23 protein-coding genes and 1 riboswitch are annotated in these 24,127 nt (G+C 38.1%); of the genes, 14 read left to right on the top strand and 9 right to left on the bottom strand.

Annotated features, from left to right (window positions below; translation table 11 throughout):
• The first annotated feature begins 15 nt into the window (after positions 1-15).
• Positions 16-206, top strand: a riboswitch (cobalamin riboswitch).
• A gap of 78 nt (positions 207-284) precedes the next feature.
• Complete coding sequence (locus J2Y40_RS00880; RefSeq protein ID WP_309995909.1) at positions 285-1,409, top strand: T9SS type A sorting domain-containing protein; 1,125 nt, start codon at positions 285-287, stop codon at positions 1,407-1,409.
• Positions 1,410-1,548: 139 nt separating this feature from the next.
• Here J2Y40_RS00880 and clpP read toward each other — a convergent pair whose 3' ends face one another.
• Both clpP and dnaG read right to left on the bottom strand, forming a co-directional pair.
• Positions 1,549-2,235 (bottom strand): ATP-dependent Clp endopeptidase proteolytic subunit ClpP, encoded by a 687-nt coding sequence (gene clpP / locus J2Y40_RS00875; RefSeq protein ID WP_027373257.1) that lies wholly within the window; start codon positions 2,233-2,235, stop codon positions 1,549-1,551.
• Positions 2,236-2,357: 122 nt separating this feature from the next.
• Positions 2,358-4,340: a DNA primase gene (gene dnaG / locus J2Y40_RS00870; protein ID WP_153394409.1), complete on the bottom strand. Its 1,983-nt coding sequence runs from the start codon at positions 4,338-4,340 to the stop codon at positions 2,358-2,360.
• A 210-nt stretch (positions 4,341-4,550) separates the two neighbouring features.
• On the opposite strand from dnaG, the gene tsaE reads away from it, so the two are divergent.
• The 8 genes from tsaE to J2Y40_RS00830 all read left to right on the top strand — a co-directional run bounded on the left by tsaE (position 4,551) and on the right by J2Y40_RS00830 (position 11,769).
• On the top strand, positions 4,551-4,958 hold the full coding sequence (gene tsaE, locus J2Y40_RS00865; RefSeq protein WP_153394411.1) for a tRNA (adenosine(37)-N6)-threonylcarbamoyltransferase complex ATPase subunit type 1 TsaE: 408 nt from the start codon (positions 4,551-4,553) through the stop codon (positions 4,956-4,958).
• A 70-nt stretch (positions 4,959-5,028) separates the two neighbouring features.
• Positions 5,029-6,222: an alanine dehydrogenase gene (locus J2Y40_RS00860; protein WP_153394414.1), complete on the top strand. Its 1,194-nt coding sequence runs from the start codon at positions 5,029-5,031 to the stop codon at positions 6,220-6,222.
• Positions 6,222-6,593, top strand: a complete 372-nt coding sequence (locus tag J2Y40_RS00855; RefSeq protein WP_153394415.1) for a hypothetical protein — start codon at positions 6,222-6,224, stop codon at positions 6,591-6,593. Before J2Y40_RS00860 ends, J2Y40_RS00855 begins: the two co-directional genes overlap by 1 nt.
• A gap of 109 nt (positions 6,594-6,702) precedes the next feature.
• Positions 6,703-7,473 carry a histidine kinase gene (locus J2Y40_RS00850; RefSeq protein WP_309995896.1) on the top strand — a complete coding sequence of 257 codons (771 nt, stop codon included), beginning with the start codon at positions 6,703-6,705 and terminating at the stop codon, positions 7,471-7,473.
• Positions 7,451-8,161 carry a response regulator transcription factor gene (locus tag J2Y40_RS00845; RefSeq protein ID WP_309995894.1) on the top strand — a complete coding sequence of 237 codons (711 nt, stop codon included), beginning with the start codon at positions 7,451-7,453 and terminating at the stop codon, positions 8,159-8,161. Before J2Y40_RS00850 ends, J2Y40_RS00845 begins: the two co-directional genes overlap by 23 nt.
• A 214-nt stretch (positions 8,162-8,375) precedes the next feature.
• Positions 8,376-10,658 carry a cation:proton antiporter gene (locus tag J2Y40_RS00840; protein ID WP_153394421.1) on the top strand — a complete coding sequence of 761 codons (2,283 nt, stop codon included), beginning with the start codon at positions 8,376-8,378 and terminating at the stop codon, positions 10,656-10,658.
• Positions 10,659-10,740: 82 nt separating this feature from the next.
• Positions 10,741-11,229, top strand: coding sequence for a hypothetical protein (locus J2Y40_RS00835; RefSeq protein ID WP_309995892.1), 489 nt, complete (start codon positions 10,741-10,743; stop codon positions 11,227-11,229).
• A gap of 6 nt (positions 11,230-11,235) precedes the next feature.
• Entirely contained in the window at positions 11,236-11,769 is a 534-nt protein-coding gene (locus J2Y40_RS00830; RefSeq protein ID WP_309995890.1) for a hypothetical protein, read from the top strand.
• A gap of 112 nt (positions 11,770-11,881) precedes the next feature.
• Here J2Y40_RS00830 and J2Y40_RS00825 read toward each other — a convergent pair whose 3' ends face one another.
• Positions 11,882-12,526, bottom strand: coding sequence for a hypothetical protein (locus J2Y40_RS00825; protein WP_309995888.1), 645 nt, complete (start codon positions 12,524-12,526; stop codon positions 11,882-11,884).
• A gap of 655 nt (positions 12,527-13,181) precedes the next feature.
• On the opposite strand from J2Y40_RS00825, the gene J2Y40_RS00820 reads away from it, so the two are divergent.
• From J2Y40_RS00820 to J2Y40_RS00805, 4 genes are all read left to right on the top strand, one after another.
• A complete protein-coding gene (locus J2Y40_RS00820) occupies positions 13,182-14,024 on the top strand; it encodes a prephenate dehydrogenase (RefSeq protein ID WP_153394429.1) in 843 nt (280 codons plus the stop codon).
• 156 nt (positions 14,025-14,180) lie between these two features.
• Positions 14,181-14,453, top strand: a complete 273-nt coding sequence (locus J2Y40_RS00815) for a DUF2089 family protein (RefSeq protein WP_153394430.1) — start codon at positions 14,181-14,183, stop codon at positions 14,451-14,453.
• A 10-nt stretch (positions 14,454-14,463) separates the two neighbouring features.
• Entirely contained in the window at positions 14,464-15,045 is a 582-nt protein-coding gene (locus tag J2Y40_RS00810) for a YIP1 family protein (protein ID WP_153394432.1), read from the top strand.
• Positions 15,046-15,049: 4 nt separating this feature from the next.
• Positions 15,050-16,687, top strand: coding sequence for a serine hydrolase domain-containing protein (locus tag J2Y40_RS00805; RefSeq protein WP_309995883.1), 1,638 nt, complete (start codon positions 15,050-15,052; stop codon positions 16,685-16,687).
• A 107-nt stretch (positions 16,688-16,794) separates the two neighbouring features.
• Here J2Y40_RS00805 and J2Y40_RS00800 read toward each other — a convergent pair whose 3' ends face one another.
• From J2Y40_RS00800 to J2Y40_RS00775, 6 genes are all read right to left on the bottom strand, one after another.
• Positions 16,795-18,216, bottom strand: coding sequence for an L-serine ammonia-lyase (locus J2Y40_RS00800; RefSeq protein WP_153394436.1), 1,422 nt, complete (start codon positions 18,214-18,216; stop codon positions 16,795-16,797).
• Positions 18,217-18,330: 114 nt separating this feature from the next.
• Positions 18,331-18,996 (bottom strand): alpha/beta hydrolase, encoded by a 666-nt coding sequence (locus J2Y40_RS00795; protein WP_153394438.1) that lies wholly within the window; start codon positions 18,994-18,996, stop codon positions 18,331-18,333.
• Positions 18,997-19,146: 150 nt separating this feature from the next.
• A complete protein-coding gene (locus tag J2Y40_RS00790; RefSeq protein WP_153394440.1) occupies positions 19,147-19,773 on the bottom strand; it encodes a YceI family protein in 627 nt (208 codons plus the stop codon).
• A 78-nt stretch (positions 19,774-19,851) separates the two neighbouring features.
• Positions 19,852-20,418: a YceI family protein gene (locus tag J2Y40_RS00785; protein ID WP_153394442.1), complete on the bottom strand. Its 567-nt coding sequence runs from the start codon at positions 20,416-20,418 to the stop codon at positions 19,852-19,854.
• A gap of 147 nt (positions 20,419-20,565) precedes the next feature.
• Positions 20,566-21,615, bottom strand: a complete 1,050-nt coding sequence (locus tag J2Y40_RS00780; protein WP_153394444.1) for a glucokinase — start codon at positions 21,613-21,615, stop codon at positions 20,566-20,568.
• Positions 21,616-21,729: 114 nt separating this feature from the next.
• Positions 21,730-22,293 (bottom strand): hypothetical protein, encoded by a 564-nt coding sequence (locus J2Y40_RS00775; RefSeq protein WP_062696656.1) that lies wholly within the window; start codon positions 22,291-22,293, stop codon positions 21,730-21,732.
• 450 nt (positions 22,294-22,743) lie between these two features.
• On the opposite strand from J2Y40_RS00775, the gene J2Y40_RS00770 reads away from it, so the two are divergent.
• Entirely contained in the window at positions 22,744-24,120 is a 1,377-nt protein-coding gene (locus tag J2Y40_RS00770; RefSeq protein ID WP_309995871.1) for a DUF1800 domain-containing protein, read from the top strand.
• Positions 24,121-24,127: the final 7 nt, after the last annotated feature.

Below are 24,127 nucleotides of genomic sequence, written 5' to 3'. Positions count from 1 at the left end.
AAAAATATACACCCTATATTTGTAACGGTTTAAGGCTGAACCATTGTTCATTAAAAGGGAACCAAGTGAGAAGAATATTCAATTCTTGGGCTGTACCCGCAACTGTAAGCTGTTTAAACAGGAGTACACTGTGCCACTGGATCAAAATCCGGGAAGGCGTATTTCTGATGCAAGCCAGGAGACCTGCCTTACCCCATATTCATCAGAGACAGAGTATTTGAAGTCATTCATTTCTTTTTTCTGAGGGAAAGTTTCGGGAATAAAACTTTTAATTTAATTATATCATGAAAAAAATCTACTTTTTTTTCCTGCTGCTTTGTATGCAGCTCCTGTCGGCCCAGTTTACCGAAAACGACATTAAATTCTGGGTAGGAACCGGTTCTAAAAAAGCCTATTTCATTGCTGACTTCAATGATGATGACAATCCTTCCTCCTATGCCTGGGGATACCGTTTTGACTCGGATGATCTTACCATGGAAGACCTCATCGGAGCTATTGCAGCTGCAGAACCTAAAATAGAAGTGGAGATTCCGTCCGGATTCCTTTACAGCCTGAATTATAACCATCACGTACCAAGTCCGGATGATTACTGGTCTACATGGTCAGGGCCTTCTGCTGAAAATATGACGCTTAATAACGGCGTGAACGGAGATCCGCTCGTCAACGGTAAATGGTACGGGGCCTCTTTTGGATATGGGTTTACCGATAATACACCTCCACTCTCCCATCCATCCCCTCCTGTTGCCGCTTACAATTCTGCCTGGTATACTACCTCACAGATCACCAACTGGATCGGAACAGGAAGCAATTCAAGCCTTGTGATTATTGATTTTGGTACCAACAATTCAAATGGTTCTGCCCATTCTTTTGTTTTCGGAATCAAATACAACGGAAGCATTACTGCTGAACAGGCTCTTCAACAAATTCAGGCTCACGCTTCCTATTTCAATTTCACTTCAAATGGAGGGCAGATCGCCTCTTTATCTTTAAACAATCATTCAGGAATACCTTCAGGAACAAATACCTGGAAGCTTTTCAAAGGAAAAGATCTTTCAGCATGGAGAAGCCAGACTTCTTTGTCACCAACTCAACTGAACAATAATGAATGGCTGGGTTTAAGCTTTGGACAAAGATTACCGTTTACCCCTACCGAAGCATCACAGGAAGTTTTAGGTGTTTCTGATGCTCAGAAGAAGGCATTCAGAATTTATCCGAATCCGGCAAGTGATTTTATTCAGATAGAAACAGCAGATGATATAAAAGAAATCAATATTTATTCGGTTTCCGGACAGAAAGTTCTTACTTCGAAAGCTTCAAAAATTGATATTCAGTCTATGCAATCCGGTGTTTATTTGATGGAGATTAAAACTTCAAAAAATACTACGGTTCATAAGCTTATCAAAAAATAACGTGAGTGCGCTTAACAAAAACCTAACAGGTCTCGGAGACCTGTTAGGTTTAGAAAACAGCACAAAACAACAAAATTCAACGATATAAAACAAAAAAACGCACCGATGGGTGCGTTTTCATTTATCCTTTAAGGGAAAATTATTTTTTCTCTGTAGATCTCTGTAAAACCTCATCTACCATTCCGTAGCCTTTAGCTTCTTCAGAAGTCATCCAGTAATCTCTGTCAGAAGATTTCTCTACCCATTCGTAAGTTTGTCCTGAGTGGTGACCGATAATTTCATAAAGCTCCTGCTTTAATTTCAACATTTCTCTAAGGTTGATTTCCATATCAGAAGCTACTCCCTGTGCACCTCCTGAAGGCTGGTGAATCATTACTCTTGAGTGCTTAAGCGCAGAACGCTTACCTTTCTCTCCGGCAACCAGAAGAACAGCTCCCATAGAAGCAGCCATTCCGGTACAGATTGTTGCTACATCCGGCTTGATGATCTGCATGGTATCGTAGATTCCTAACCCTGCATAAACGCTTCCGCCCGGCGAGTTGATATAGATCTGAATATCTTTTGAAGGATCTGCACTTTCCAGGAATAAAAGCTGTGCTGTCACGATGTTGGCCACCTGGTCATCAATCCCTGTTCCCAGGAAAATAATTCTGTCCATCATCAGACGTGAAAAAACGTCCATCTGTGCAACGTTTAATCTTCTTTCTTCCATAATATATGGCGTAAGATTGGTTGGACCATACATTCCCATATACTGATCGGTAACCAGACCGTTATTTCCTAAATGTTTTACAGAGAAATCTCTGAATTCTTTTTTAATGTCCATATTTCTATTATGTATTATTATACTATTTTTTCAAAGTTTAAATTACAACTTTTATTCCTAAAAATTTATAGGACTTTTTGTCACAGAATGCCAGTTGTATATTCTATAATCTGCTGCTCCTATTATTTTCTGCGGTTTCCGTAAATTCCTTTGATCGGAGAATATTCTATGATTTCACTTAACTTCATTGAAGCCTGTTTCAGTAAAGTAATTTTTTTGATGAGTTCAAAATATTTTGTTTCATCTGTACTGCTGAAATGATCAAGTTCATTAGCCGTTTCTTTTATTAAATAATCAATGTACCTGTATTTGTGAAGCAGGATATCACCTCTTACCTGATCAGCAATTTTGTCGCCGTAATTGGGAGGATAAATATTTCTGGAAGCCCAGTTTTCAAGATCATCAAGAGGCATCAGGGCATCTACAACTTTAGAGGTGATTTCTTCATCCATAAAAGAAACAAAAAAGTTTCCGCTTCTCAGCTCGTCTTTCTGAATGCCTTCCCTCACCTGATTAATGATGATCTCATTGCCTTTTACCAGAAATTCGTAGTGTTCATCTTCGAAATGATGAAGAATTTCTTCAATCACTGTGATCTGATATTCTTCGTTTTTTTCGTCTTTCCTTTTTAAAACAATATCACCAAACATCAGCATATGATCCACCAGTTTATTTTCCATAAACAAAACATCAAAAAGGAAAGGATCACCTCTTTCTTCATCCAGAGGTACAATCTCCATTTTGGGAACCACCTTTTCTTTCTGTTGCTGAACATGTTGGTTCTGATTCTGGGAAATCTGTTTCTGCACATCCAATTCGTTGAACAAACTTTGCTCAGATAATCCGAATTTATTGGAAACCTCTTTCAGATAGACCTCTCTTTTCAGCGCATTCTGTACAAAGGAAACTGATTTTACGATGTTCCGGATGGCTTCGGCTTTTTTGATGGGATCATTTCCGGCATCTTTCAGCAGGATCTCAGCTTTGAAATCGATGAAATCCATCGCTTCGTTTTCAATGAACTTTTCTACATAATCCTGCGGATGCTTTCTGGCAAAAGAATCGGGATCATCTCCTTCCGGAAACAAAAGTACCCTGATGTTCATTCCTTCTGTCAGAAGCATATCAATACTTCGGAAACTGGCTTTAATCCCGGCATTATCCCCATCAAAGAGGATCGTTACGTTTTCCGTAAGCCTTTTGATAAGCTTGATCTGCTCAGTCGTCAGAGAAGTTCCGGAACTTGCCACTACATTCTCTATTCCAGACATATGAAGCGAGATCACATCCATATATCCTTCCACCAAAAGGCAGACGTTTTTCCTTGAAATAGCCTGCTTACTCTGATTCAGTCCGTAAAGAACATTGGATTTGTGGTAAATCTCAGTTTCAGGGGAGTTGAGGTATTTGGCGGTTTTAACGTTATTCTTTAAAATCCTGGCGCCAAATCCCAGTACCCTTCCTGAAAAGCTGTGAATAGGGAAAATAACCCTTTCCCGGAAACGGTCAACCCCTGCGGGTGTATTTTCCGGAAAAATGGATAGTCCGGATTTTTCAAGAATTTCTTTGGTATATCCTTTTTCCAGCGCATAGGCTGTAAACGCATTTTTCTTTTCCGGTGAATATCCCAGCTGGAATTTCCGGATCGTATCATCTTTTAATTCACGCTCTCTGAAATAAGATAGACCAATGCTTTTTCCTTCATCAGAATCCCAGAGTATATCCTGAAAATAGGCATTGGCCACTTCATGGATCTTATACAGCTGGTCTCTTTCAGACTGGGCATTTTTAGCTTCTTCGGAAAATTCACGCTGATCTTCTTCAATCTCAATTCCGTATTTTTTCGCAGCATGGCGAAGCGCTTCAGGATAAGTGAAATTTTCGATCTCCATCAGGAAAGAAATAGCTGTCCCTCCTTTTCCGGTAGAGAAATCTTTCCAGATCTGTTTACTGGCAGAAACTACAAAACTCGGGGTCTTTTCATCGTGAAAAGGACTGAGCCCTTTGAAGTTAGACCCAGCTCTCTTCAACTGAACATACTCTCCTACTATTTCTTCTACCCGTATCGTTGAGAAAATTTTATCTATGGTCTGCTTGGAAATCATAGTGTAAAATTAAATATTTAGTTTGAAGAAAAAAAACTTCCCAAAAAGTAACACGAGGCAACTAATCCATAAAGTGATTAAAAAATAATTTTACAACTTTTCATCGGAGAACCGGTCTGAAGTATTTTCAGGCCGGTTTTTGTTTTGCTGGTAATTTAGAATTAAATTTGCAGTGTCGGGTTAACCTGTATTTTTAAATTTAAATCCATCATGAATTACACCATACATACCATTGAAGACTGGCAGAAAATTGTTGAAACCATTGTCCCGGAATTAAAGCATAACATCTTTCTTTTAAAGGGAAATCTGGGAGCAGGAAAAACCACTTTCACTCAGTTTCTGCTTAAAAATCTGGGAAGTAATGATGAGGTTAATTCTCCAACCTACTCCATCGTGAATGAATACAACACCCCAAAAGGAAAAGTGTATCATTTTGACCTGTACCGTCTGAAGAATATTGAAGAAGTGTACGATATTGGCATCGAGGAGTATCTGGACAATGCTTTTCTGTGCATTATTGAGTGGCCGGAAGTGTATGAAGAAGAGCTTTACGGGCTTAATTATCACACAATGAGCATCATCAATACAGGTGATGAAAGAGAAATCACATTCGATTAAATATTGTGTATCTTTGCTTATTAATTCAATGGTAAAATAACGATCTGTAAGACCTAATTTAATTTAAAGAATGAGTACTACAAATATTTTTACTCCTTTCACTGAAGAAGAGCTGATGCCGAAAGAGGAAAAACTGGAGGTTATAAAAAAAGGGAAACAATTCAGTATTGGGATTCCTAAAGAAACCTGTCTTAATGAGAGGAGAACCTGCATTACTCCGGACGCGGTACAGGTATTGGTAGAACACGGCCACGAAATTATTATAGAAGCCGGTGCCGGAGAAGGCTCTTTTTTTACAGATCTTCAGTATTCTGAATCCGGAGCAAGGGTTACCAATGATCCAAAGGAAGCATTCGGACAGGATCTTATTTTAAAAATCAATCCTCCTACTGAGGATGAAATTGATTATATGAAGCCTAATACGTATCTGGTTTCAGCACTTCAGATCAACCTGAGAGATAAAGATTATTTCTTAAAGCTTGCTGAGAAAAAGATCAATGCCATTGCTTTTGAATTTATTGTAGACGAATATAAACAGCTGGCTTTAGTACGACTGGTTGGCGAAATTGCAGGAACCGTCTCTATTTTATATGCATCGGAACTGCTTGCCCTTTCAAACGGTTTAATGCTGGGAGGAATTACTGGAGTAAGACCTGCGGAAGTGGTTATTTTAGGAGCCGGAATCGTGGGTGAATTTGCTACCAAAGCAGCCATCGGACTCGGCGCCAGCGTGAGGGTTTTTGATAATTCCCTTTCAAAACTGAGAAGACTTCATACCCTTGTTGACAGCCGCGTTCCAACTTCTATCATTGATCCTAAAGAACTCAGCAAAAGCTTAAGACGTGCCGATGTAGTAATCGGGGCCCTTCCAAGACTGAATATGACGCCTATTGTTACAGAAGATATGGTAATGAATATGAAGAAGGGCAGCGTCATTATTGATATTACTATTGACAACGGTAAGGTCATTGAAACTTCTGAGCTTACAACGATGGAAGATCCTTATATCATCAAACACGGTGTCATCCACTGCGGACTTCCGAATCTTACCTCAAGAATGCCGAGAACCACCACGAAAGCGATCTCCAATTTCTTCCTTTCCTATATTCTTAATTATGATGAAGAAGGCGGTTTTGAAAATATGCTGATCCGCAAAAATGAAATGAAGCAGAGTTTATACATGTACAAAGGAAGGCATACGAAAAAGATCATCTGTGACCGTTTCGGACTGACTTACCACGATATCAATCTTTTAATTTTCTAATGAAAAAACTGAAATTCTACCTGATAGGCCTTGTTCCGGGGCTCGTTATCGTATTTTTTATATTAAACAAAAAAGGAGCAAGCTGCAGCGGCTATCTGCCTAACAGCCGTGTTATTGCAGAAACTCTGTCCAAAGATTTCAATTATTCTGAGAACTTTAAGACCGAAATGAGTACTTATAAGATTGACGAAAAGTTTATCAAAGACAGCATCATTACCAAAGGAAAGGTTGATTTTGACAGAAGCCACGCACAGAAAAAACCCTGTCCTGATTATGTCCTGACCTATCCTGAAAAGAACCCCGTATACGAGATCACTTTTGAAAAATGTGAGGAAAATGCTACGCTGAACAGTCTGAAAAAACTTAGATAACTATTCTTTAAACGGCAGAAAACAACTTCCGGACAGGAAAAAGTCATCTTTATTCTTTCACATAGTAAGCCTAACTTTTTTAATTTTGCATTACGCTAAATAACTATTTATGGAAGGCAATTACTACATGATCCACGATTATCTGATATTCATTGGAGTATTTGCTATTTTCTTTTTCCTGACCGTAAGCATTTATCTGTTCAGCCAAAACAGCAAGATCAAACAGCGAAATACAAGACTTTCTGAAACGAATAAACTTATTGAACAGAAGCTGAATGAGGTTCAACTGGAGCATATCGGCACCAAGCTGAATCCGCATCTGTTTAAAAACATCCTCAATTCCGTTCAGTCACATGCCTATCAAACATATATGTCTCTGGATAAACTGGCGAATGTTCTGGATTATATTTTATACGAAAGCAACAACAAATTCGTCAGCCCGAAAGAAGAACTTAATTTCGCATTGAGTCTCATTGAGATCAATAAGATCAAAATCAATCCTCTTTTTGATTTCAGGATCAAATCCAGGATCAACAAGTCTGATGCGGTATATGAAGAGAAAGTTTTTGCCCCGCTGATTTCTGTGGACCTTATTGAAAATGCATTCAAACATACTGATTTTCTGGCACAGGATTCTTTCATTTCGATCTCTCTGGAGCTTGAAAACCGGGTTTTCACGATGAAAGTCAGTAATAAAGCATCTTTAAAAAATATATTGGAAAAAGAAAAGAGCGGCTTTGGAAGCCAGTCTCTGGATCAAAGGCTGAAAATGATCTACAGCAATTTTTATCAGCTTGAAAAAAGTTCAAAAAATGGTATCTTCACCGCAGAATTAAAAATCAATTTAGGCGAATTCCATGATAAAATGCGTTATTCTTGATGATGAACTGCTGGCCATCAGCTATCTGAAACTCCTGTGTGAACAGATTGATCATGTAGAAGTGGTAAAAGCATTCAATGATCCTAAGGTATTTTTAAATGAAATTGGCAGCATCGACTGCAATCTCTGTATTCTGGATATTGAAATGCCCGGAATGACGGGGCTTCAGGTAGCTGAGCTGATTTCCGATTCCAAAAAGATCATTTTCACCACCGCTTACAAGGAATATGCTGCGGAAGCTTTTGACCTGAATGTGGTAGATTACGTAAGGAAACCTATCAAAAAAGAAAGACTGATCCAGGCCTTTGAAAAAGCAAAAGAACTCATCTCTGTACCTCTTAAAAAGGATTTTATAGAATGGAATACCAATATCGGAAAAACCGTCATCTTTACGGAACAGATCACCTACATCAAAACCTCTGAGATCGACAGCCGGGATAAAGACATCATCCTGAATGACGGAACGGCAATCGTTCTGAAAAACCTCAGCTTTAAAACCCTGCTGGAAATGCTTCCCTCCAAAGACTTCGCTCAGATCAATAAAAAAGAAATTATTGCACTCTCTTCTATCAAAGTATTTTCCACCAACGAAATTATTACAACCATTCCTACTGAGGGAGATCATTTTCTAAAGCTGCCAATTGGAGAAGCCTATAAAAATTCATTAATGGAACTCTTTGGAAAGTAGATTACCTTAAAAAAGATCAACATTTATTATTGATAACCTTCATAACTTCCCTCTTCCAGCTCCCAGCTTCAAAGCGGTATTAATCAGAAATCCTTATCCCGAACTGAGATCAAATAGATTTTATTACATTTTTTGGAACATTCATTACATTTTCAAAAGAAGCGTATCTAACATCAATATATTCTTATCAACTTTGCATTAAAATATTGGAATCATGAATTGGGGGAAATACAGAAATTTAATTTTTTATATCGCAACTATAGCCTTTTTTTCCTGTCTGATGTACTTTTTCATCATAGAAGGTCAGACGTTGGAAATCAAGGAAAATATTGTTACGAAAACAAACACAGGCTCTACATGGGATAATTTCCAGGAGTCTTTCAAAGCTAATCTTCACCATCCGCTGGCTCTTCTTCTTGCCCAGATTGTCACTATTATTATGGTAGCAAGACTTTTCGGATGGATTTGCATGAAGATCAAACAGCCCAGCGTAATCGGTGAAATGATTGCCGGAATTGTTCTGGGACCTTCCCTTTTAGGGATGTATTTCCCGGAATTCTCAGCTTTTCTTTTTCCTAAAGAATCATTAGGCAATCTTCAGTTTCTCAGTCAGATAGGCCTTATCCTCTTCATGTATATTGTAGGTATGGAACTGGACCTGAGCGTATTGAGAAAAAAAGCACATGATGCAGTAGTCATCAGCCATGCCAGTATTATCATTCCTTTTGCTTTGGGGATCGGGCTTTCCTATTTTATTTACCAGGAATTTTCACCGGATGGCATTCAGTTTACATCATTTGCCTTATTTATAGCCATTTCAATGAGTATTACCGCTTTTCCGGTACTGGCGAGGATCGTTCAGGAGAGAAATCTTCAGAAAACCAAGTTGGGAACCATTGTGATTACCTGTGCCGCGGCAGATGATATTACAGCATGGTGTATCCTTGCAGCGGTAATAGCCATTGTAAAGGCAGGATCTTTTACGAGTTCCATTTACGTGATCATCATGGCCATTGCTTATGTATTTTTAATGATTAAACTTGTAAGACCTTTCCTGAAAAGAGTCGGAGATCTTCAAGCCGGAAAAAATACCATCAGCAAACCTATGGTGGCCATTTTCTTCCTGACTCTTATTCTTTCTTCCTATGCTACTGAAGTAATTGGTATTCATGCTTTATTCGGAGCTTTTATGGCCGGAGCCATTATGCCTGAAAATGCTAAATTCCGTACTCTTTTCATTGATAAAGTTGAAGATGTGGCCTTAGTGCTTCTTCTTCCACTGTTCTTTGTATTTACAGGCCTCCGTACACAGATTGGGCTTCTGAACGACAGCCATCTGTGGATGACGGCAGGATTGATTATTCTGACTGCCGTAGTCGGGAAATTTGCAGGAAGTGCCCTGACCGCCAGATTTGTAGGGATCAACTGGAAAGAAAGCTTGACGATTGGTGCCCTGATGAATACCAGAGGATTGATGGAGCTCATTGTCCTGAACATAGGATATGATCTGGGCGTTTTAGGCCCTGAGATCTTTGCCATGCTTGTGATTATGGCTTTGTTTACAACATTTATGACCGGGCCGGCCCTTGATTTCATCAATTTTGTTTTTAAATCTAAAAAAAATACGGACGAAGAAACCCATGACAAAAACGAAGCAAAATACCGCGTATTGCTGTCATTTGATAAACCTGAATCCGGAAGCACTCTTCTGAAATTAGCTCACGACTTTACCCATAAAATGAACGGCAATAAGAGCATTACGGCTATGAATATTGCTCCGGTTGACGAAATGCATGCCTATGATATTAATGAATATGAAGAAGCCCAGTTCAAAAATGTCATTGAAACCTCACATGACCTGAAACTGGAAGTCACCACTCTTTTCAAAGCTTCCACCGATATAGAACATGACCTTACCAGTATTTCCAATAAAGGAAATTATGACCTTCTCCTGATTATGCTGGGCAAATCGATGTATGAAGGAAGCCTTCTGGGAAGACTGCTTGGTTTTACCACAAAGATCATTAACCCTGAAAAGCTTCTGAACACGGTAAAAGGCAAAGGAAATATTTTCAACAACTCTCCTTTTGACGATTTTACGCTACAGATTCTGGACAAAACCAATATTCCGGTGGGAATCATGGTAGAAAAAGATTTTACTTCTGCCGATAAGGTTTTTGTTCCGATCTTTAACCTCAGCGATTTTTACCTTCTGGAATATGCTAAAAGACTGATCAACAATAACAATTCTCAGATCATTATCTTGGATGCTGCAGGGCAGATCCGCAACAATATCGAGGTAAAAGAACTGATCAGAAGCATTGAACAGGTTGCTCCTAACCACATCACTTTATACAACGAAAAAAAGATAGAGAAAGAATTTCTGAATGGCCAGGACCTGATGCTGATCAGCAGCAAAAGCTGGAAAAACCTGATTGATACGAAAAGTCTGTGGCTGTCGGATATTCCTTCAACATTGATTATTTCCAATCCATAAAACAGAACAGTTCATTAGTCCATATCTTCCGGATTCAGTATTGTGATTAAAAACAGCTATATTTATCGTTCCAAAACAATATATGCTGATCAATACTGAAAACGGAACTGTAGAGCTGGCAGCATTCAATACCTTCCTGCAGAGGGGGATGCTGCTGGCACATCTGCAGCAGACTGACTTTTATAAATCCCGCTATCATAATATGTGGGATGTGAAAACGGGATACTTCTGGTATTATTTTAATGCCATCTCTGTTGAAGGCTCCCAACTCAGTTTTCAACTCTGCTTCCTGGAAGACCGTCTGGAAAGTATTCACATGAATACCCGGGAAGAGAAGGATGCTAAAACCTGGGATGACTGGACTGAAGAAAAAGAAATGCAGGTATTCTACCGAAATAATAAGTTCCTGTCCAAAATCCTTGAAATACCCCCTACCCGCAAAAGCAAAACACCTTACCCGCAGTGTACGTTTCATTTTTCGTGGGGAAATGTCTGGTCCGTTTATGATCCCCGAAGTGCCAGCAGTATTATGGGAATCAGCTATAATGAAGAAGTAACCCCGATAAAATAGATTAATATGTGCCGATATGCCATGATAGCCTACAAACCGCATTACGCATGTTTCAGCTGTCAGAAAACCTTTAAACGTCGTCTCCTGAAAGATGTAGACAGGGATGCAGAAACTTCTACGGAAGCCAGATGCCCGGAATGCGGCGAACTTATGGCCAGTATGGGCAAGGATTTTAAATCTCCTCCAAAAAATGACGATAAAAAGTGGCAGCATATACGCAGTTTGTATACGGTAGGAATTACTTTTCATTCCTGTGGATGTTCCGGCCCCGGATATATTCCCAATGATAAAGAAACCACTATTTCTTACCTGAAACAGATTCGTTCCGGCTATGAAGAATCTTTGGTTTTCTGGAGAAACAGGACAGAGCCAGAGAGTAAAGAAGAACGCATAAAAGACTACCAACGAAACTGGCATCAATTATCCGTTGTAAAATCCAATGCGGAAAAGCAGGGAGTAAGCAATCATGAGGGAATCGACTACTGGATTAAAAGGATCCACGAAGTGGAAGAACGGATAAAACTTGCTGAAAAAATGTAAGGATATAATCAATGTAACAATTTAACAATGTAGCAGTTTACCAATTCTTTGATTTTCTCAAACCAGGAATGATACTTCTTAAAACCCATTGTTATATTCTCAGACTGTTACATTAATCCCTTAGTTTCAGAAGTTTCTCATATAACTCAGAAATCCGTTTTTGTTCTTCAGAAATATATTCACTGCTGAACGATGTTCCACGACTTTCAGTGTTTATGATATAGATGAGGTTACCCTTTTCAAAATAATTACGGCTTTCGGTTATTTTTGATTTCTTAAAATCAAAGACTTCCGTATCATTATTTTCTTTCATCGCTTTTTCATTATAATACAGCGGGCGGTTGTAATGATAATTTTTTTCGAAAACAAATGACAGTTTTCCATCCAGGAGATAATATTCGATAAATAGCTGCCCCATTTCTCCATATAATCTTGCCGTAATCTTTTCAAGTTTTCCTTTCTGTTCATAAAATAAGGCCTCTCCGCCTTCAGCAGATTCTCCTTCTATATCTCTTTTTTGAACTGTTGTCCATTTCTTGATGGAATTAATTCTTTTGAAATTGGAGCGGATAGGTTTCAGGTGGTCTTTCAAATATTCATTACGTTCAATATCATTTTCGTTGAAGGCTTCTTTGATTTTTGCTGTATCTGAATGGATTGACATTTTCCATACTGCCCTTTCAGTATATTCTTCCGCATGCATCAGGCTGAAACTTCCGGCTGTTATCAATAATCCGTAGAAAATACTGTTTTTCATATTTTGATGTGTTTCGATACAGAAAGTCCCGTATTGGTTTATGCAAAGCTAGTAAAAACTTCTGCTCTGCTATATACTAAGTTAACAGATGTAAAACCGGAAGATTTATTTCTATTGATGCCTTAATTATTTTTTATTGCCACGAATAGACTAATTTTCCATGATGGTAGCGCAGATTTTATACTTCTCCTAAACTTTTATTGGTTTTCAATATATGCTGATTTTAAAATCTATAAAGTTTGATTTGATGTGATTATTTCCCGCAGATCTCACAGATCTTTGCGAATATATTCATCTCGCATTCTACAGATTTTTAAAAACTCTTATGTGAACTTCTTTAAACTTAGAAATCACTAAAGTGTAAAAATCTTTTGTGTCTGTTGTGGTTAAAATAATTTCCCACAGATTCCTCAAATTTCACAGATGTTTACGGTATTTTTTTCTCAACAGATTTTACAGATGACCCAGATTTTTGCACAGCAATACATAAAAAAATATTCCAGATTTGAAAAATATTTTATACCTTCGCTTTGTGAATTTCAACAACGAAACATATTATTATAGAATTTTTGCCTCAGATCTGGGATAGGGATTCTTATGAACATAACTTAAAACCTCGTCCTGGACGGGGTTTTTTTATTTTAAAATTTAAACGATGAAAATAAGTATTATAGGCGCGGGACTGATTGGAGGTTCAATGGCATTGAAGTTAAGAGAAAAAGGAATCGCCAGCTTTATTTACGGAATTGATCATAACCAGCAGCACATTAATGAAGCACTCGAGCTGAAAATCATTGATGAAGGAGCAGATCTGGAACAGGGCGTTAGAAATTCGGACCTGATTATTATAGCTGTCCCTGTGGATGCAGCCCGGAAGCTGCTGCCAGGTGTTCTGGACCTCATCTCAGATCATCAGACGGTAATGGATGCAGGTTCTACAAAAGCAGGAATTGTGAATGCAGTTAAAAATCATCCGAAACGCTCAAGATTTGTAGCCTTCCACCCAATGTGGGGTACCGAAAATAATGGTCCAAAATCTGCCATTGCTGAAAGTTTTTCAGGCAAAGCCGGAGTAATCTGCAATAAAGAAGAATCTGCGAATGACGCTCTGGAAACTGTTGAGAAAATAGTTGAAGCGCTTGATATGCATATGATTTACATGGATGCAAAAGACCACGATATTCATACCGCTTATATTTCCCATATTTCTCACATTACATCTTATGCGCTAGCCAATACCGTGCTTGAAAAAGAACGTGAAGAAGAAACCATCTTTCAGCTTGCCAGTTCAGGATTTTCCAGTACCGTACGTCTTGCAAAATCCCATCCTGAAATGTGGGTTCCGATCTTTAAACAAAACAAAGAAAATGTTCTGGATGTTCTGAATGAACACATTACACAGCTCAGAAAATTCAAATCTGCATTGGAAAAGGAGAATTATGAATACCTGGAAGAACTGATCAGTAACGCCAACAGAATCAGGGGAATATTGAGATAATCTATGGAAAAATCATTAAAGGGCAAGCTTGTAAATTCAAAGATTTGTCTTTTTTTTGGGGCTTCAATCTTTTACATTTCAATATTAAATTTTAATAAAGTTAAAAAACGTTTTAATTTTATTAAAATTATTATTACTTTCGTAAAAAAATAATTCATGAAGCTCCCTATTATCTGCCCGAGTTGCGAGCATACTTTAAATGTAAGCCGGATGAAATGCCCCAGCTGCCAAACAGAGGTAAGTGGCGAATACGAACTTCCAGTACTACTTAAACTCAACCGTGAAGAGCAGGAGTTTATCCTCAACTTTTTTCTTTCCAGCGGAAGTATCAAGGAAATGGCCAAACAAGCCGGATTGTCCTACCCTACCATGAGAAATAAAATGGATGATCTTATCACCAAAGTCGAACAGCTAAAAACTAATTCCTAAACCGATTGTTATGAACTGGAAAACCATTTTCAATCCTTTTGAAAGATTTGATGATAAGCAGATTCTCGTAGCCGGAATTTTGACCGTGGTAGCAGCAATTTTGACCGGATATTGGACGGATAGTTTCTTCAGCAGCATCTATAAAATCAATAGTCTGGAAAAAACTTCCCTACAGGCCGTAGCCATTCCTACCCTTACAAGCTTTGCTTTGGCGATATTGATACTCTTTATTCTGGGTAAAATACTGAACGGCAAAACGCGATTTATAGACATCGTCAATACGGTCTTAATATCCCAGATGGCACTCGTTGTTTTACAGGCTGTCTCCCAAATTCCATATATTGATAAGGCTCAGGAACATATGATCAGTTATCAGACTAATCCTACAGGAGCATTCCCCGTATTCGATTTTATAGTCATGATGTCTATGGCATCCTTTGTCATCGCTGTTCTTATCTACAGCATTACCGTGTATTACAATGGCTTTAAAACAGCCACCAACTTAAAAAAATGGCAGCACATCGTTCTTTTCGGAGTGGTATCGCTCATCATGATCATTGTCTGTCAGATCTTAACTGCTAAATACTTATAACCTTATGAAAACCAAATTATTATTAGTGCTTGTTTTTTTAGCACAGCTTTGTTATGCCCAAATTGAAGGAACCTGGTATGGTGAAGTCGATCTTCAGATTAAGAAATTACCAGTTATTTTAAAGATTAAAAAAACGGCGGACGGGTATACTTCACTCCTTAACAGCCCTCAGCAAAGCAAAGATGACATCAACGTTGACCGTACTTCTTTCATCAATAATGAACTGAACTTTGAAATAAAGAAAATCAATGCTACTTATAAAGGTACTTTTCAAAACGATCTTTTTGAGGGCATCTTCATTCAAAACGGCAAAACCATCCCTTTACATTTTTCCCGTGATCCTAATTCATCCAAAGGCAAGAACATCTCTTATCTTAAAGGAAAAGCCATCAATGCTGAAAAGCTTAATAAATTTCTGGATTATATCGCTCAGAAAAATCAGGGAATCGGAAGTGTGTCTATTTTCAGAAATGGGGTTCAGGAATATCATAAGGATTTTGGCCAGCAGCAGGTAAAAAATATCACGTATGACAAAAATACACAGTATCATATCGGTTCTATCAGTAAACTTTTCACGTCAGTCCTACTTATGCAGCTTGTAGAAAAAGGAAGGCTGGACCTTAATGAAAAACTTTCTAAATTCTATCCCGAGATTGCCAATTCCAAAAACATCACCATCCGTCAGATGCTGAACCATACCAGCGGACTTGGAAATTATATCTCTGCTGGAGCAGAGGGCTGGCTTATAGGAAAAGCTGTTGGAGATAAAGCTATTATCACCGCTATCAAAGATCAGGGACTTCATTTTCAGCCCGGAAAGGGGATTAAATATTCCAATTCTGCCTATTTCCTTTTAAGCAGGATTCTTGAAAAATTATATAATGGAAAGCCCTATCATGAGATCTTAAAACAAAACATTATTGAAAAAGCGGATATGAAATATACTTTTTCAGTAATGGATAACCCTCAAAATATCTTCAAGCCTTATAAATTCACCAATGACAACTGGGAAGAAATCCCGGATTTTGATTTCAGAAACTGTATTGGTGTAGGAGATATTGTTTCTACCACAGAAGATATGAATACCTTCATCGATGCTCTGTTTAATGGAAAGTTTATTAAAAAGGAAACGTTGGATATGATGACCTCCAATAAGAAAGAGTTGATGTTTGGAACCGGAATTATGAAGCCGCCGTTCTACAATATTATTTCTTATGGACATGGCGGTGATACCTACGGCAGCCACTCTATGCTGAGTTATGAACCTACAGATAAGCTTGCTTTCGCCATTACGATAAATGGAGAGCGTTTCGTGCACAACAACCTTTATATTGGGATTTTAAATATCCTTTACGGACAGGATTATCAGTTTCCTCAGTTTGAAGAGGATAAAAAGACCTCGGAAACAGATCTGTATTCAGGCAGCTATACTTCAAAAGAAGCTCCTCTGGATCTGAAAGTCTTCACCAAAGACGGAACTTTATATGCCCAAGGATCCGGGCAACCAGAGTTCCCACTGACTTATACAGAAAAAAACAAATACAAGTTTGATGAAGCTGGCATTACGATTGTATTCATTCCTGAAAACAGCCAGCTGAAACTGATGCAGGGAAAAAATACTTATCTCTTTAATAAAAAGTAACCCGACGTTTTTAAATAGTGGTTATACATATTAATCTATTCAGAATAAAAAAATCCTTGGACGAAATCATGTCCAAGGATTTTATATTTTAAACGATATGCTTTCTATTAACATTCCGGTACATTCACCGCAATGGCCAGCCCACCTTCTGAGGTTTCCTTAAAACGGTCACTCATTGACAAGGCGGTTTCCCACATCGTCTGGATTACTTCATCCAGAGTAACTTTTGCTTTCGTAGGATCACTTTCCAGGGCAATATTAGCTGCTGTAATGGCTTTAATCGCTCCCATTGTATTTCTTTCGATACACGGAATCTGCACCAGACCTTTGATCGGATCGCAGGTAAGTCCAAGGTGATGTTCCATCGCAATTTCTGCCGCCATCAGTACCTGTCCCACACTTCCTCCCAGAATTTCGGTAAGTCCTGCGGCCGCCATAGCAGATGAAACCCCGATTTCAGCCTGACAACCTCCCATCGCTGCTGAGATTGTTGCATTCTTTTTAAATAATGTTCCGATTTCCCCGGCAACCAGGATAAATCTCACAATATCATCCTCACTGATAAAATCTGTAAATGCCTGAGAATACATCAGCACAGCCGGGATAACACCACTGGCCCCGTTGGTAGGAGCAGTAATGATCCTTCCGAAGCTGGCATTTTCTTCATTCACGGCAAGGGCAAAGCAGGCAATCCATTTATTGATATTGGTAAAGTTTTCTTCTGCATCTACCACCAGCTTAAACCATTCATCAAGGTTTTTGTAGATTTTATCTTCTCCCAAAAGCTTTCTGTTGATTCCCGCAGCTCTTCTCGTAACATTAAGTCCTCCCGGAAGAATACCTTCTTTATTCACACCTTTGTAGATGCATTCTTTAATCTGCTGCCAGATGTATAAAGCCTCCTGTCTGGTTTCCTCCTGTGGCCTCCAGCTTTCCTCATTAATGAATATGAGATCCGAAATTCTTTTCAGTCCCAGCTTTTCACAGTACTTAACAATATCCGAACCATGATGGCAAGGATATAATGTACGTATACACTGCTTTTGTATTGAGTTTTTTTCCTGGCTGGCAATAAAGCCTCCGCCTACAGAATAAAAATCCTGAACAAGCTCGGTTCCGTCTTCAAAAACAGCCCTGAAGATCATTCCGTTCGGATGAAAATCAAGGGATTTATGCATATTTAAAACCAAATGATAGCCGTAAACAAATGGAATTTCTTTTTCACCACCCAGATTAAGGATTTGAGTGGTCTTGATATGGTCTATTTTCTCATCAATTTTTGAAGTATCAATGGTCTTGAAATCTTCACCATTTAGCCCAAGCATCCCGGCAATATCTGTTCCGTGCCCGATCCCTGTTTTAGCCAGTGAACCAAAAAATTCAAGAAAAACTTCTTTAACTTCTGCTATTGATCTTTCTCTTTTTATAATTCTGATGAATGCAGACGCCGCATTCCATGGCCCCATCGTATGCGAACTGGACGGGCCTATTCCTACTTTAATAATCTCAAAAACCGATATTGATTCCATAAGTGATTCTTCATTTTCCTCGAAAAGCAAAGATACATGATAAATCCTAATAAAGTTGATCTTATATTAATGAACTATGCATAAAACAAGAACTTTGAGAACCGATAAAGACTTTTAATGAATATTATTCTCTATCACTTCATCAAATATTTCATTTAATATTTTAGAAACATCTTTGGGTTTGGTGGCAGGAAATAAATGGGTTCCGCCTTTGATGACATAATCCGGTTTTGAATAGCGGATCGGAAAAACAATATCTTTGTCACCCAGAATCTGGATTACTTCTGGATTTTCTTCAAATTTCCACTCTGAAACCTTTTCTACAGACCATTTCAAATAGTAAGGATCTCTTACTTTGAAATACTGAAGGATCTTAGGATTTTTAGGATCAAAAAGCTTTCTCACCACAGAATATACATTGGCCGCTTTATCGTTGAATAAACCTACCGGCAATATTCTCGGGATCTTTGTAACCTCCCCGGTCCTGATAAACCTGGACTTTTCTTTATCTGATTTGATGCTTCCCAGGATCACTACTTTTTCAGCAGGTTTCAGCTTATTGATCTCCTGAACCATGATTCCCCCGAAGGAATACCCTAACAGACAGAAAGGCTCAGAAGGATCTACTTTCTCCGCCATTCTCTGTACATAAGAATCAAAAGGTTCATTTTTTTCAGGGATGAGCCAGTCTATAAAAATCAATTCACAGTGCTTGGGAAATTCCAGCCTTTCCAGTACTTTAAAATCGGCACCAAGCCCGCTTACTATGTAAATTTTCATACGGCTAATTTATAAAAAACATGATAAAAAATCAAAGGTCTGCCAATTCCGGGCCATAGTATTTCGTGTCATTCAGGATCATCTCAAAAATAAAAAAAGAGCAGTTCATAGAACCACTCTTTCTGCATTATCAATCGTTATTTCTTAAGTTTATTTTTTCTTTACAGGAACTCTGTTTTCGTTATCCAGTTTTTCCGTAGAAACTCTGAACTGGAAATCCATTTCGTTCTTGATGAAGTAATCTTTCAGTGAAGACTGGTAGAATACTTTGAAATCTCTTCTGTTCAAAGAGAACTTCGCAGATTCTATTACTACAGTAAACTGAGTTACATATACATTGGCAGGGAAAGTAATGGTCTTTCTTACCCCTTTAATGGTAATATCTCCGTACACTGTTGAATTGTACTCGCTGTTTGCTAAAGGAATAATTTTAGTCAAGTGAAATTTCGCGATCGGGAATTTCTTAACCTCGAAGAAATTAGTGCTTTTAAGCTCATTAGTCAGTTTGATCTGATCTTCTTCAGAGACATCTCCCGCCATCATGCTTCTCATATCTATAATAAACTCTCCGTCTACAAGAACCGTTTTATCGAAATTGAATTTCCCGCTTTTCAGCTTTACCGTTCCTGAATGGGAGGAAGTTTCCGTTTTTACAACTTTATATCCCCACCATCTGATCTCTGATGAGGTTACTTTCGATACCTTATCAAATTTCTTCTGGGCAAAAACAAATGATACACTTACGCACATCATAGCAAACAATAGTAATCTTTTCATTCTTTTTTATTTACAATTCAACAAAAATAAAAAAAAGTGTAGAACTTCTACACTTTTAACAATCTTTTTTTGATTAAATTATTTAGCAGTTACCTTTACGGTCATATCAATATCATCTTTCACAAAAACATCCTGCATAGAAGACTTGTACGCTACATCAAATTTCTGTCTGTCGAAAGAGAATTTGTTGGAAACAAGACTTACTGTTCCATTGCTGTAGGTAATTTTTGCAGGGAAGCTTACAGCATTTGTTTTTCCTTTCACCGTAAGGTTTCCTGTTACTAATGAATTGTAAACTTTATCGTTGTTTTTCTTTACGGAAGTAATTTTGAAAGAAGCTGTAGGGAATTTTTCAACTTCAAAGAAGTCACCGTTCTTAAGGTGCCCGTTCAGTTTCTGCTGATATTCTCCGGAAAGGTCTGTTGCATTGATAGAAGTCATATCCAAAACAAAACTTCCTCCTACCAGCTGATTTCCTTTCATCACCATTTCTCCGGATTTTACTTTTATGGTTCCGTCGTGAGAGCTTGCCTCAGATTTTGCGACTTTGTATCCCCACCAGTGGATATCAGAAGTTACCACTTTCTTTGACTGTCCAAAAGCTAAACCACCAGCTAAAACGGCTAACAAAAATATTTTTTTCATTTGAATAAAGTTATTTACTTATTTAATATTGCAAATGTAGCCAACTTATCTGATAGATTTCATTGATGTATATCAATAAGAACAATTATTTTTATGAATAATATCATCCCATAAAAAAACTCCGGAAATGATCCGGAGTTGTCTATTTTAATTTTGATAATAAGCAGTGTACAATGCGGCTCCTTTTAATGCCGTATGGTTCTGTTTGATCAGGTAGATTGGGGTGTTTTTAAGCATAGCCTCCATCTTATCACTGATCTTGAATTTCTCATAGAACTTGGTTTTGTCTATGTATTCTCTTACCGTCTGTGGAATATCTCCTGAGATCAGCAGCCCTCCGGTAGCTTTAAGCTTAAGGACAAGGTTATTAGCTTCTCTCGCCAGGAATTCCAGGAAAGTATCCAGTGCAATTCTGCAGATCAGTACATTTTCTTCTACTGCAGCTTTATACAGCTCCTGAACAAAGTTTCCTCCCGCCAGACGTTCAGCCAGCCATTCCGGTTCCGGATGTCTTTTAACGTCTCTCAGGAATCTGTAAATATTGAAAAGACCTGTTTTGGACAATACATTTTCCCAGCTTACGATACCGTAAATATTATTTAAAAACTGGTAGAATTCTACTTCTACATTGGTTCTTGGTGAAAACTCCGAGTGCCCTCCTTCCGTAGCAAACGGTCTCAGAAATTGGCCGTCAAAAAAATATCCGGCTTCTCCCAGTCCGTTTCCGGGTGCCAAAATGGCAACATTTCCTTTTTCAAGGTGTCCGCTGGTATAGATAGGTTCAAGATCGCTGTCTTCAAGAAGTCCCATTCCATAGGCAGAAGCTTCAAGATCGTTCAGCATATCCCCTTTTTCGAACCCGAAATCTCTGGTGTATTCTTCAATATCCAGATCCCAGCCCAATCTTGCCGGGCTGCTCTTTCCTTCGATGACAGGTCCTGGCACAGCCATTGACAAACGCTGTACATTATTTAACTGATTATCCTGAATAAATTTTCTCAGGATATCGGAAAATGACGCATACTCTTTAGTTGTATACGTATTCTGAATTTTTATCTCAAGACCTCCGTTACTGGAAACAAAATAGCCTAAGATGGTCATATCTTCACGGAGGCTGGCTCCAATGATAGAAACATTATCATTATTACTGTTCTCTACTCCTGGTAAATAAAGCGGAAATTTTGGATTCAAAATCATAACCTCAAATTTTATCAAATATAATAATAGTTTTCGTAAATTCTCTATGGAACAAAAAAACCTTTTCACAAAAATGAAAAGGTTTGGTTAATAATTGCTTATATATAAATCTAACTACTTTCCTAATGGGATATTGTATCCGAAGCCAACTCCGATATTCCCCACATTATAGTCCTGTCCGGCAAGATCGCCTTTATCTCCTACAAAAACCTTCTGGTATTGTACAAAGAAATTCCAGTCTCTGTTGTGATATCCGATCTCAGGTTTGATATAAAAACCTCCGTCAGGTCTGTCAACACTACTGTTGGAAGCCACTTTCTTATCGCCTACCAGAAATCCGTACCCTAAATCTGTTCCGAAATAGAAACCAGTCTGCTTAGGATAGATTCTTACTAAAGCTCCCACAGGAATTACCCCAACATCATTATTATCGTACCCGTTGTTATTTTTTGAAAAGTAATGGGTATATCCGGTGGCAATACCTAATCCGAATCCTGGAGTAATAAGGTTTTGGTAGGATACATCCACACCAGCAGCTGCGGAAAGATTATCTGCAGGAACTGCTAAACCAGCATTGGCTCCTACTTTAATCATATTATTCATTTTTGAGTCCTGCGCGCTTGCGATACCTGCTGTTAAAATTCCAGCTAACAATATGGCTTGTTTTAACATTTTCATAACTCTAATTTTTTTAAATTTTACTAAGCAATAGGATGTAAAAATCATGCCAACGGAAGTATTTCTCATTATTTTAACACTTAAAAAAAATTTAATTAAATGAATTTCAATGTGTTAAATTATTTTAAAAATTAAATGATTGTTTAAGAGAAATGGATGCCGGAAAAGGAGGATGGAAGTTTATTTCACAATCATGATTTCTTTGAACCTGATGATGAGAAATTGATCATAGCATTTTGTGTATACAGAATAAGATAAAGGATGGGAACCTATTCCTTGATATTTATGTTAAATATATAAAGTATTTAAACCTACTTTAATCTAAATAGTTTTTCAGGCTTCTCAAAACTTTCTTCTTCCATCTTCCTGTCTAAAATACTACTCTCCACTTTCACCCGTTATCATTTTAACCTTTTTCCTTCAAAAACATCAAAACATAAACTTTCTCAAATGGCTGATCCATTATTAAATCATAAACATCTTCTCTGGCGCGCAGGCTTCGGAACCGGTCTCAACCAGATTGAGGATATGAAGAATAAGAGTATTAAGACGCTCACGGATGAACTTTTCAAAGAAGAAACTTTCACAGAAGTAATTTATGATACGCCTGATCCTGATTTTACAGCCAATATGGACAACCGCCTACCTGAAGAAAAAAGAAAGGATTTACAACGCATCAACAGGGAGCAGAACAACGAGTTGAACCTCAATTTTCTTGATAAAATGGTCAACAGTCGTGAGCAGCTGCGTGAAAAGATGGCTTTTTTCTGGCACGGACATTTTGCCACAAGAGTAAATAATCCGAAATTTAACAAGAAACTTCTCAATACAATCAGAAAAAATGCGCTGGGCAGCTTTAAAGATCTTCTTTTTGCTGTAAGCAGCTCTCCTGCCATGCTGAGTTTTCTCAATAATCAGCAGAATAAAAAGGATCATCCCAATGAAAATTTTGCCCGCGAGGTAATGGAACTTTTTACCATGGGCAGAGGAAACTATACCGAGCAGGACATCCGTGAAGGGGCCAGAGCCTTTACGGGATGGGGATTTGATAAAGAAGGGCAATTTAAAGAAAGAAAGCAGCTTCATGACGAAGGAAGCAAAACTTTTTTAGGAAAAACGGGAAATTTCAGAGGTACAGACATTTTAAACATCATTCTTGAGCAAAAGGTAACTGCCCGCTTTATTACCACTAAAATCTATAAGTTCTTTGTGAATGAAAATCCGAACAATAAGATCATCGACACGCTGAGCAATGATTTCTATAACTCCGGCTATGATATAAAAAAACTCATGCATGCTATATTTTCAAGCTCGTGGTTTTATGATAAAAAGAATATCGGGAACAGAATAAAATCTCCTATAGAGCTTATGGCCGGCATGATGCGGATGCTTCCAATGCATATCCAGAATCCGGAAAACCTCATCATTTATCAGAAACTTCTGGGGCAAATGCTGCTCTACCCTCCCAATGTATCCGGATGGCCGAATGGCAAATCATGGATAGACAGTTCTACCCTTATGCTGCGGTTGCAGATTCCCCAGATATGGTCAGGATTAAGACCTCTGGAATACAGTCCAAGACAGGATGATGATATTGACATGGGCATGAAATCCCGTGAGACAGCCTTAAATAAAACCTTTAAAAATCCTAATATTACGATTGACTGGAGTAGTGTAGAAAAGGCTTTTGCCGGTAAAAATTGTGAAGATTATCTGATTCAGAATTCAGGAACTCTTGATATGGCTTCGGTAAAGAATTTTTCAGATAAGAGTATAAAAATGACAGTGATCAACCTGATGTCTACACCGGAATATCAGTTAATGTAAGGTATTC

The sequence above is a fragment of the Chryseobacterium sp. 2987 genome (assembly GCF_031456375.1).
GTDB lineage: Bacteria > Bacteroidota > Bacteroidia > Flavobacteriales > Weeksellaceae > Chryseobacterium > Chryseobacterium vaccae.
The sequence above is the reverse complement of the archived record's forward strand: the minus strand, read 5'-3'. Positions and strand labels throughout refer to the sequence as shown.

What these genes read in the sequence shown, in the direction of transcription:
- J2Y40_RS00880 (WP_309995909.1), top strand. Translation starts at nt 285, where the DNA reads ATGAAAAAAATCTACTTTTTTTTCCTGCTGCTTTGTATGCAGCTCCTG.
- clpP (WP_027373257.1), bottom strand. Translation starts at nt 2,235, where the DNA reads ATGGACATTAAAAAAGAATTCAGAGATTTCTCTGTAAAACATTTAGGA.
- dnaG (WP_153394409.1), bottom strand. Translation starts at nt 4,340, where the DNA reads ATGATTTCCAAGCAGACCATAGATAAAATTTTCTCAACGATACGGGTA.
- tsaE (WP_153394411.1), top strand. Translation starts at nt 4,551, where the DNA reads ATGAATTACACCATACATACCATTGAAGACTGGCAGAAAATTGTTGAA.
- J2Y40_RS00860 (WP_153394414.1), top strand. Translation starts at nt 5,029, where the DNA reads ATGAGTACTACAAATATTTTTACTCCTTTCACTGAAGAAGAGCTGATG.
- J2Y40_RS00855 (WP_153394415.1), top strand. Translation starts at nt 6,222, where the DNA reads ATGAAAAAACTGAAATTCTACCTGATAGGCCTTGTTCCGGGGCTCGTT.
- J2Y40_RS00850 (WP_309995896.1), top strand. Translation starts at nt 6,703, where the DNA reads ATGGAAGGCAATTACTACATGATCCACGATTATCTGATATTCATTGGA.
- J2Y40_RS00845 (WP_309995894.1), top strand. Translation starts at nt 7,451, where the DNA reads ATGATAAAATGCGTTATTCTTGATGATGAACTGCTGGCCATCAGCTAT.
- J2Y40_RS00840 (WP_153394421.1), top strand. Translation starts at nt 8,376, where the DNA reads ATGAATTGGGGGAAATACAGAAATTTAATTTTTTATATCGCAACTATA.
- J2Y40_RS00835 (WP_309995892.1), top strand. Translation starts at nt 10,741, where the DNA reads ATGCTGATCAATACTGAAAACGGAACTGTAGAGCTGGCAGCATTCAAT.
- J2Y40_RS00830 (WP_309995890.1), top strand. Translation starts at nt 11,236, where the DNA reads ATGTGCCGATATGCCATGATAGCCTACAAACCGCATTACGCATGTTTC.
- J2Y40_RS00825 (WP_309995888.1), bottom strand. Translation starts at nt 12,526, where the DNA reads ATGAAAAACAGTATTTTCTACGGATTATTGATAACAGCCGGAAGTTTC.
- J2Y40_RS00820 (WP_153394429.1), top strand. Translation starts at nt 13,182, where the DNA reads ATGAAAATAAGTATTATAGGCGCGGGACTGATTGGAGGTTCAATGGCA.
- J2Y40_RS00815 (WP_153394430.1), top strand. Translation starts at nt 14,181, where the DNA reads ATGAAGCTCCCTATTATCTGCCCGAGTTGCGAGCATACTTTAAATGTA.
- J2Y40_RS00810 (WP_153394432.1), top strand. Translation starts at nt 14,464, where the DNA reads ATGAACTGGAAAACCATTTTCAATCCTTTTGAAAGATTTGATGATAAG.
- J2Y40_RS00805 (WP_309995883.1), top strand. Translation starts at nt 15,050, where the DNA reads ATGAAAACCAAATTATTATTAGTGCTTGTTTTTTTAGCACAGCTTTGT.
- J2Y40_RS00800 (WP_153394436.1), bottom strand. Translation starts at nt 18,216, where the DNA reads ATGGAATCAATATCGGTTTTTGAGATTATTAAAGTAGGAATAGGCCCG.
- J2Y40_RS00795 (WP_153394438.1), bottom strand. Translation starts at nt 18,996, where the DNA reads ATGAAAATTTACATAGTAAGCGGGCTTGGTGCCGATTTTAAAGTACTG.
- J2Y40_RS00790 (WP_153394440.1), bottom strand. Translation starts at nt 19,773, where the DNA reads ATGAAAAGATTACTATTGTTTGCTATGATGTGCGTAAGTGTATCATTT.
- J2Y40_RS00785 (WP_153394442.1), bottom strand. Translation starts at nt 20,418, where the DNA reads ATGAAAAAAATATTTTTGTTAGCCGTTTTAGCTGGTGGTTTAGCTTTT.
- J2Y40_RS00780 (WP_153394444.1), bottom strand. Translation starts at nt 21,615, where the DNA reads ATGATTTTGAATCCAAAATTTCCGCTTTATTTACCAGGAGTAGAGAAC.
- J2Y40_RS00775 (WP_062696656.1), bottom strand. Translation starts at nt 22,293, where the DNA reads ATGAAAATGTTAAAACAAGCCATATTGTTAGCTGGAATTTTAACAGCA.
- J2Y40_RS00770 (WP_309995871.1), top strand. Translation starts at nt 22,744, where the DNA reads ATGGCTGATCCATTATTAAATCATAAACATCTTCTCTGGCGCGCAGGC.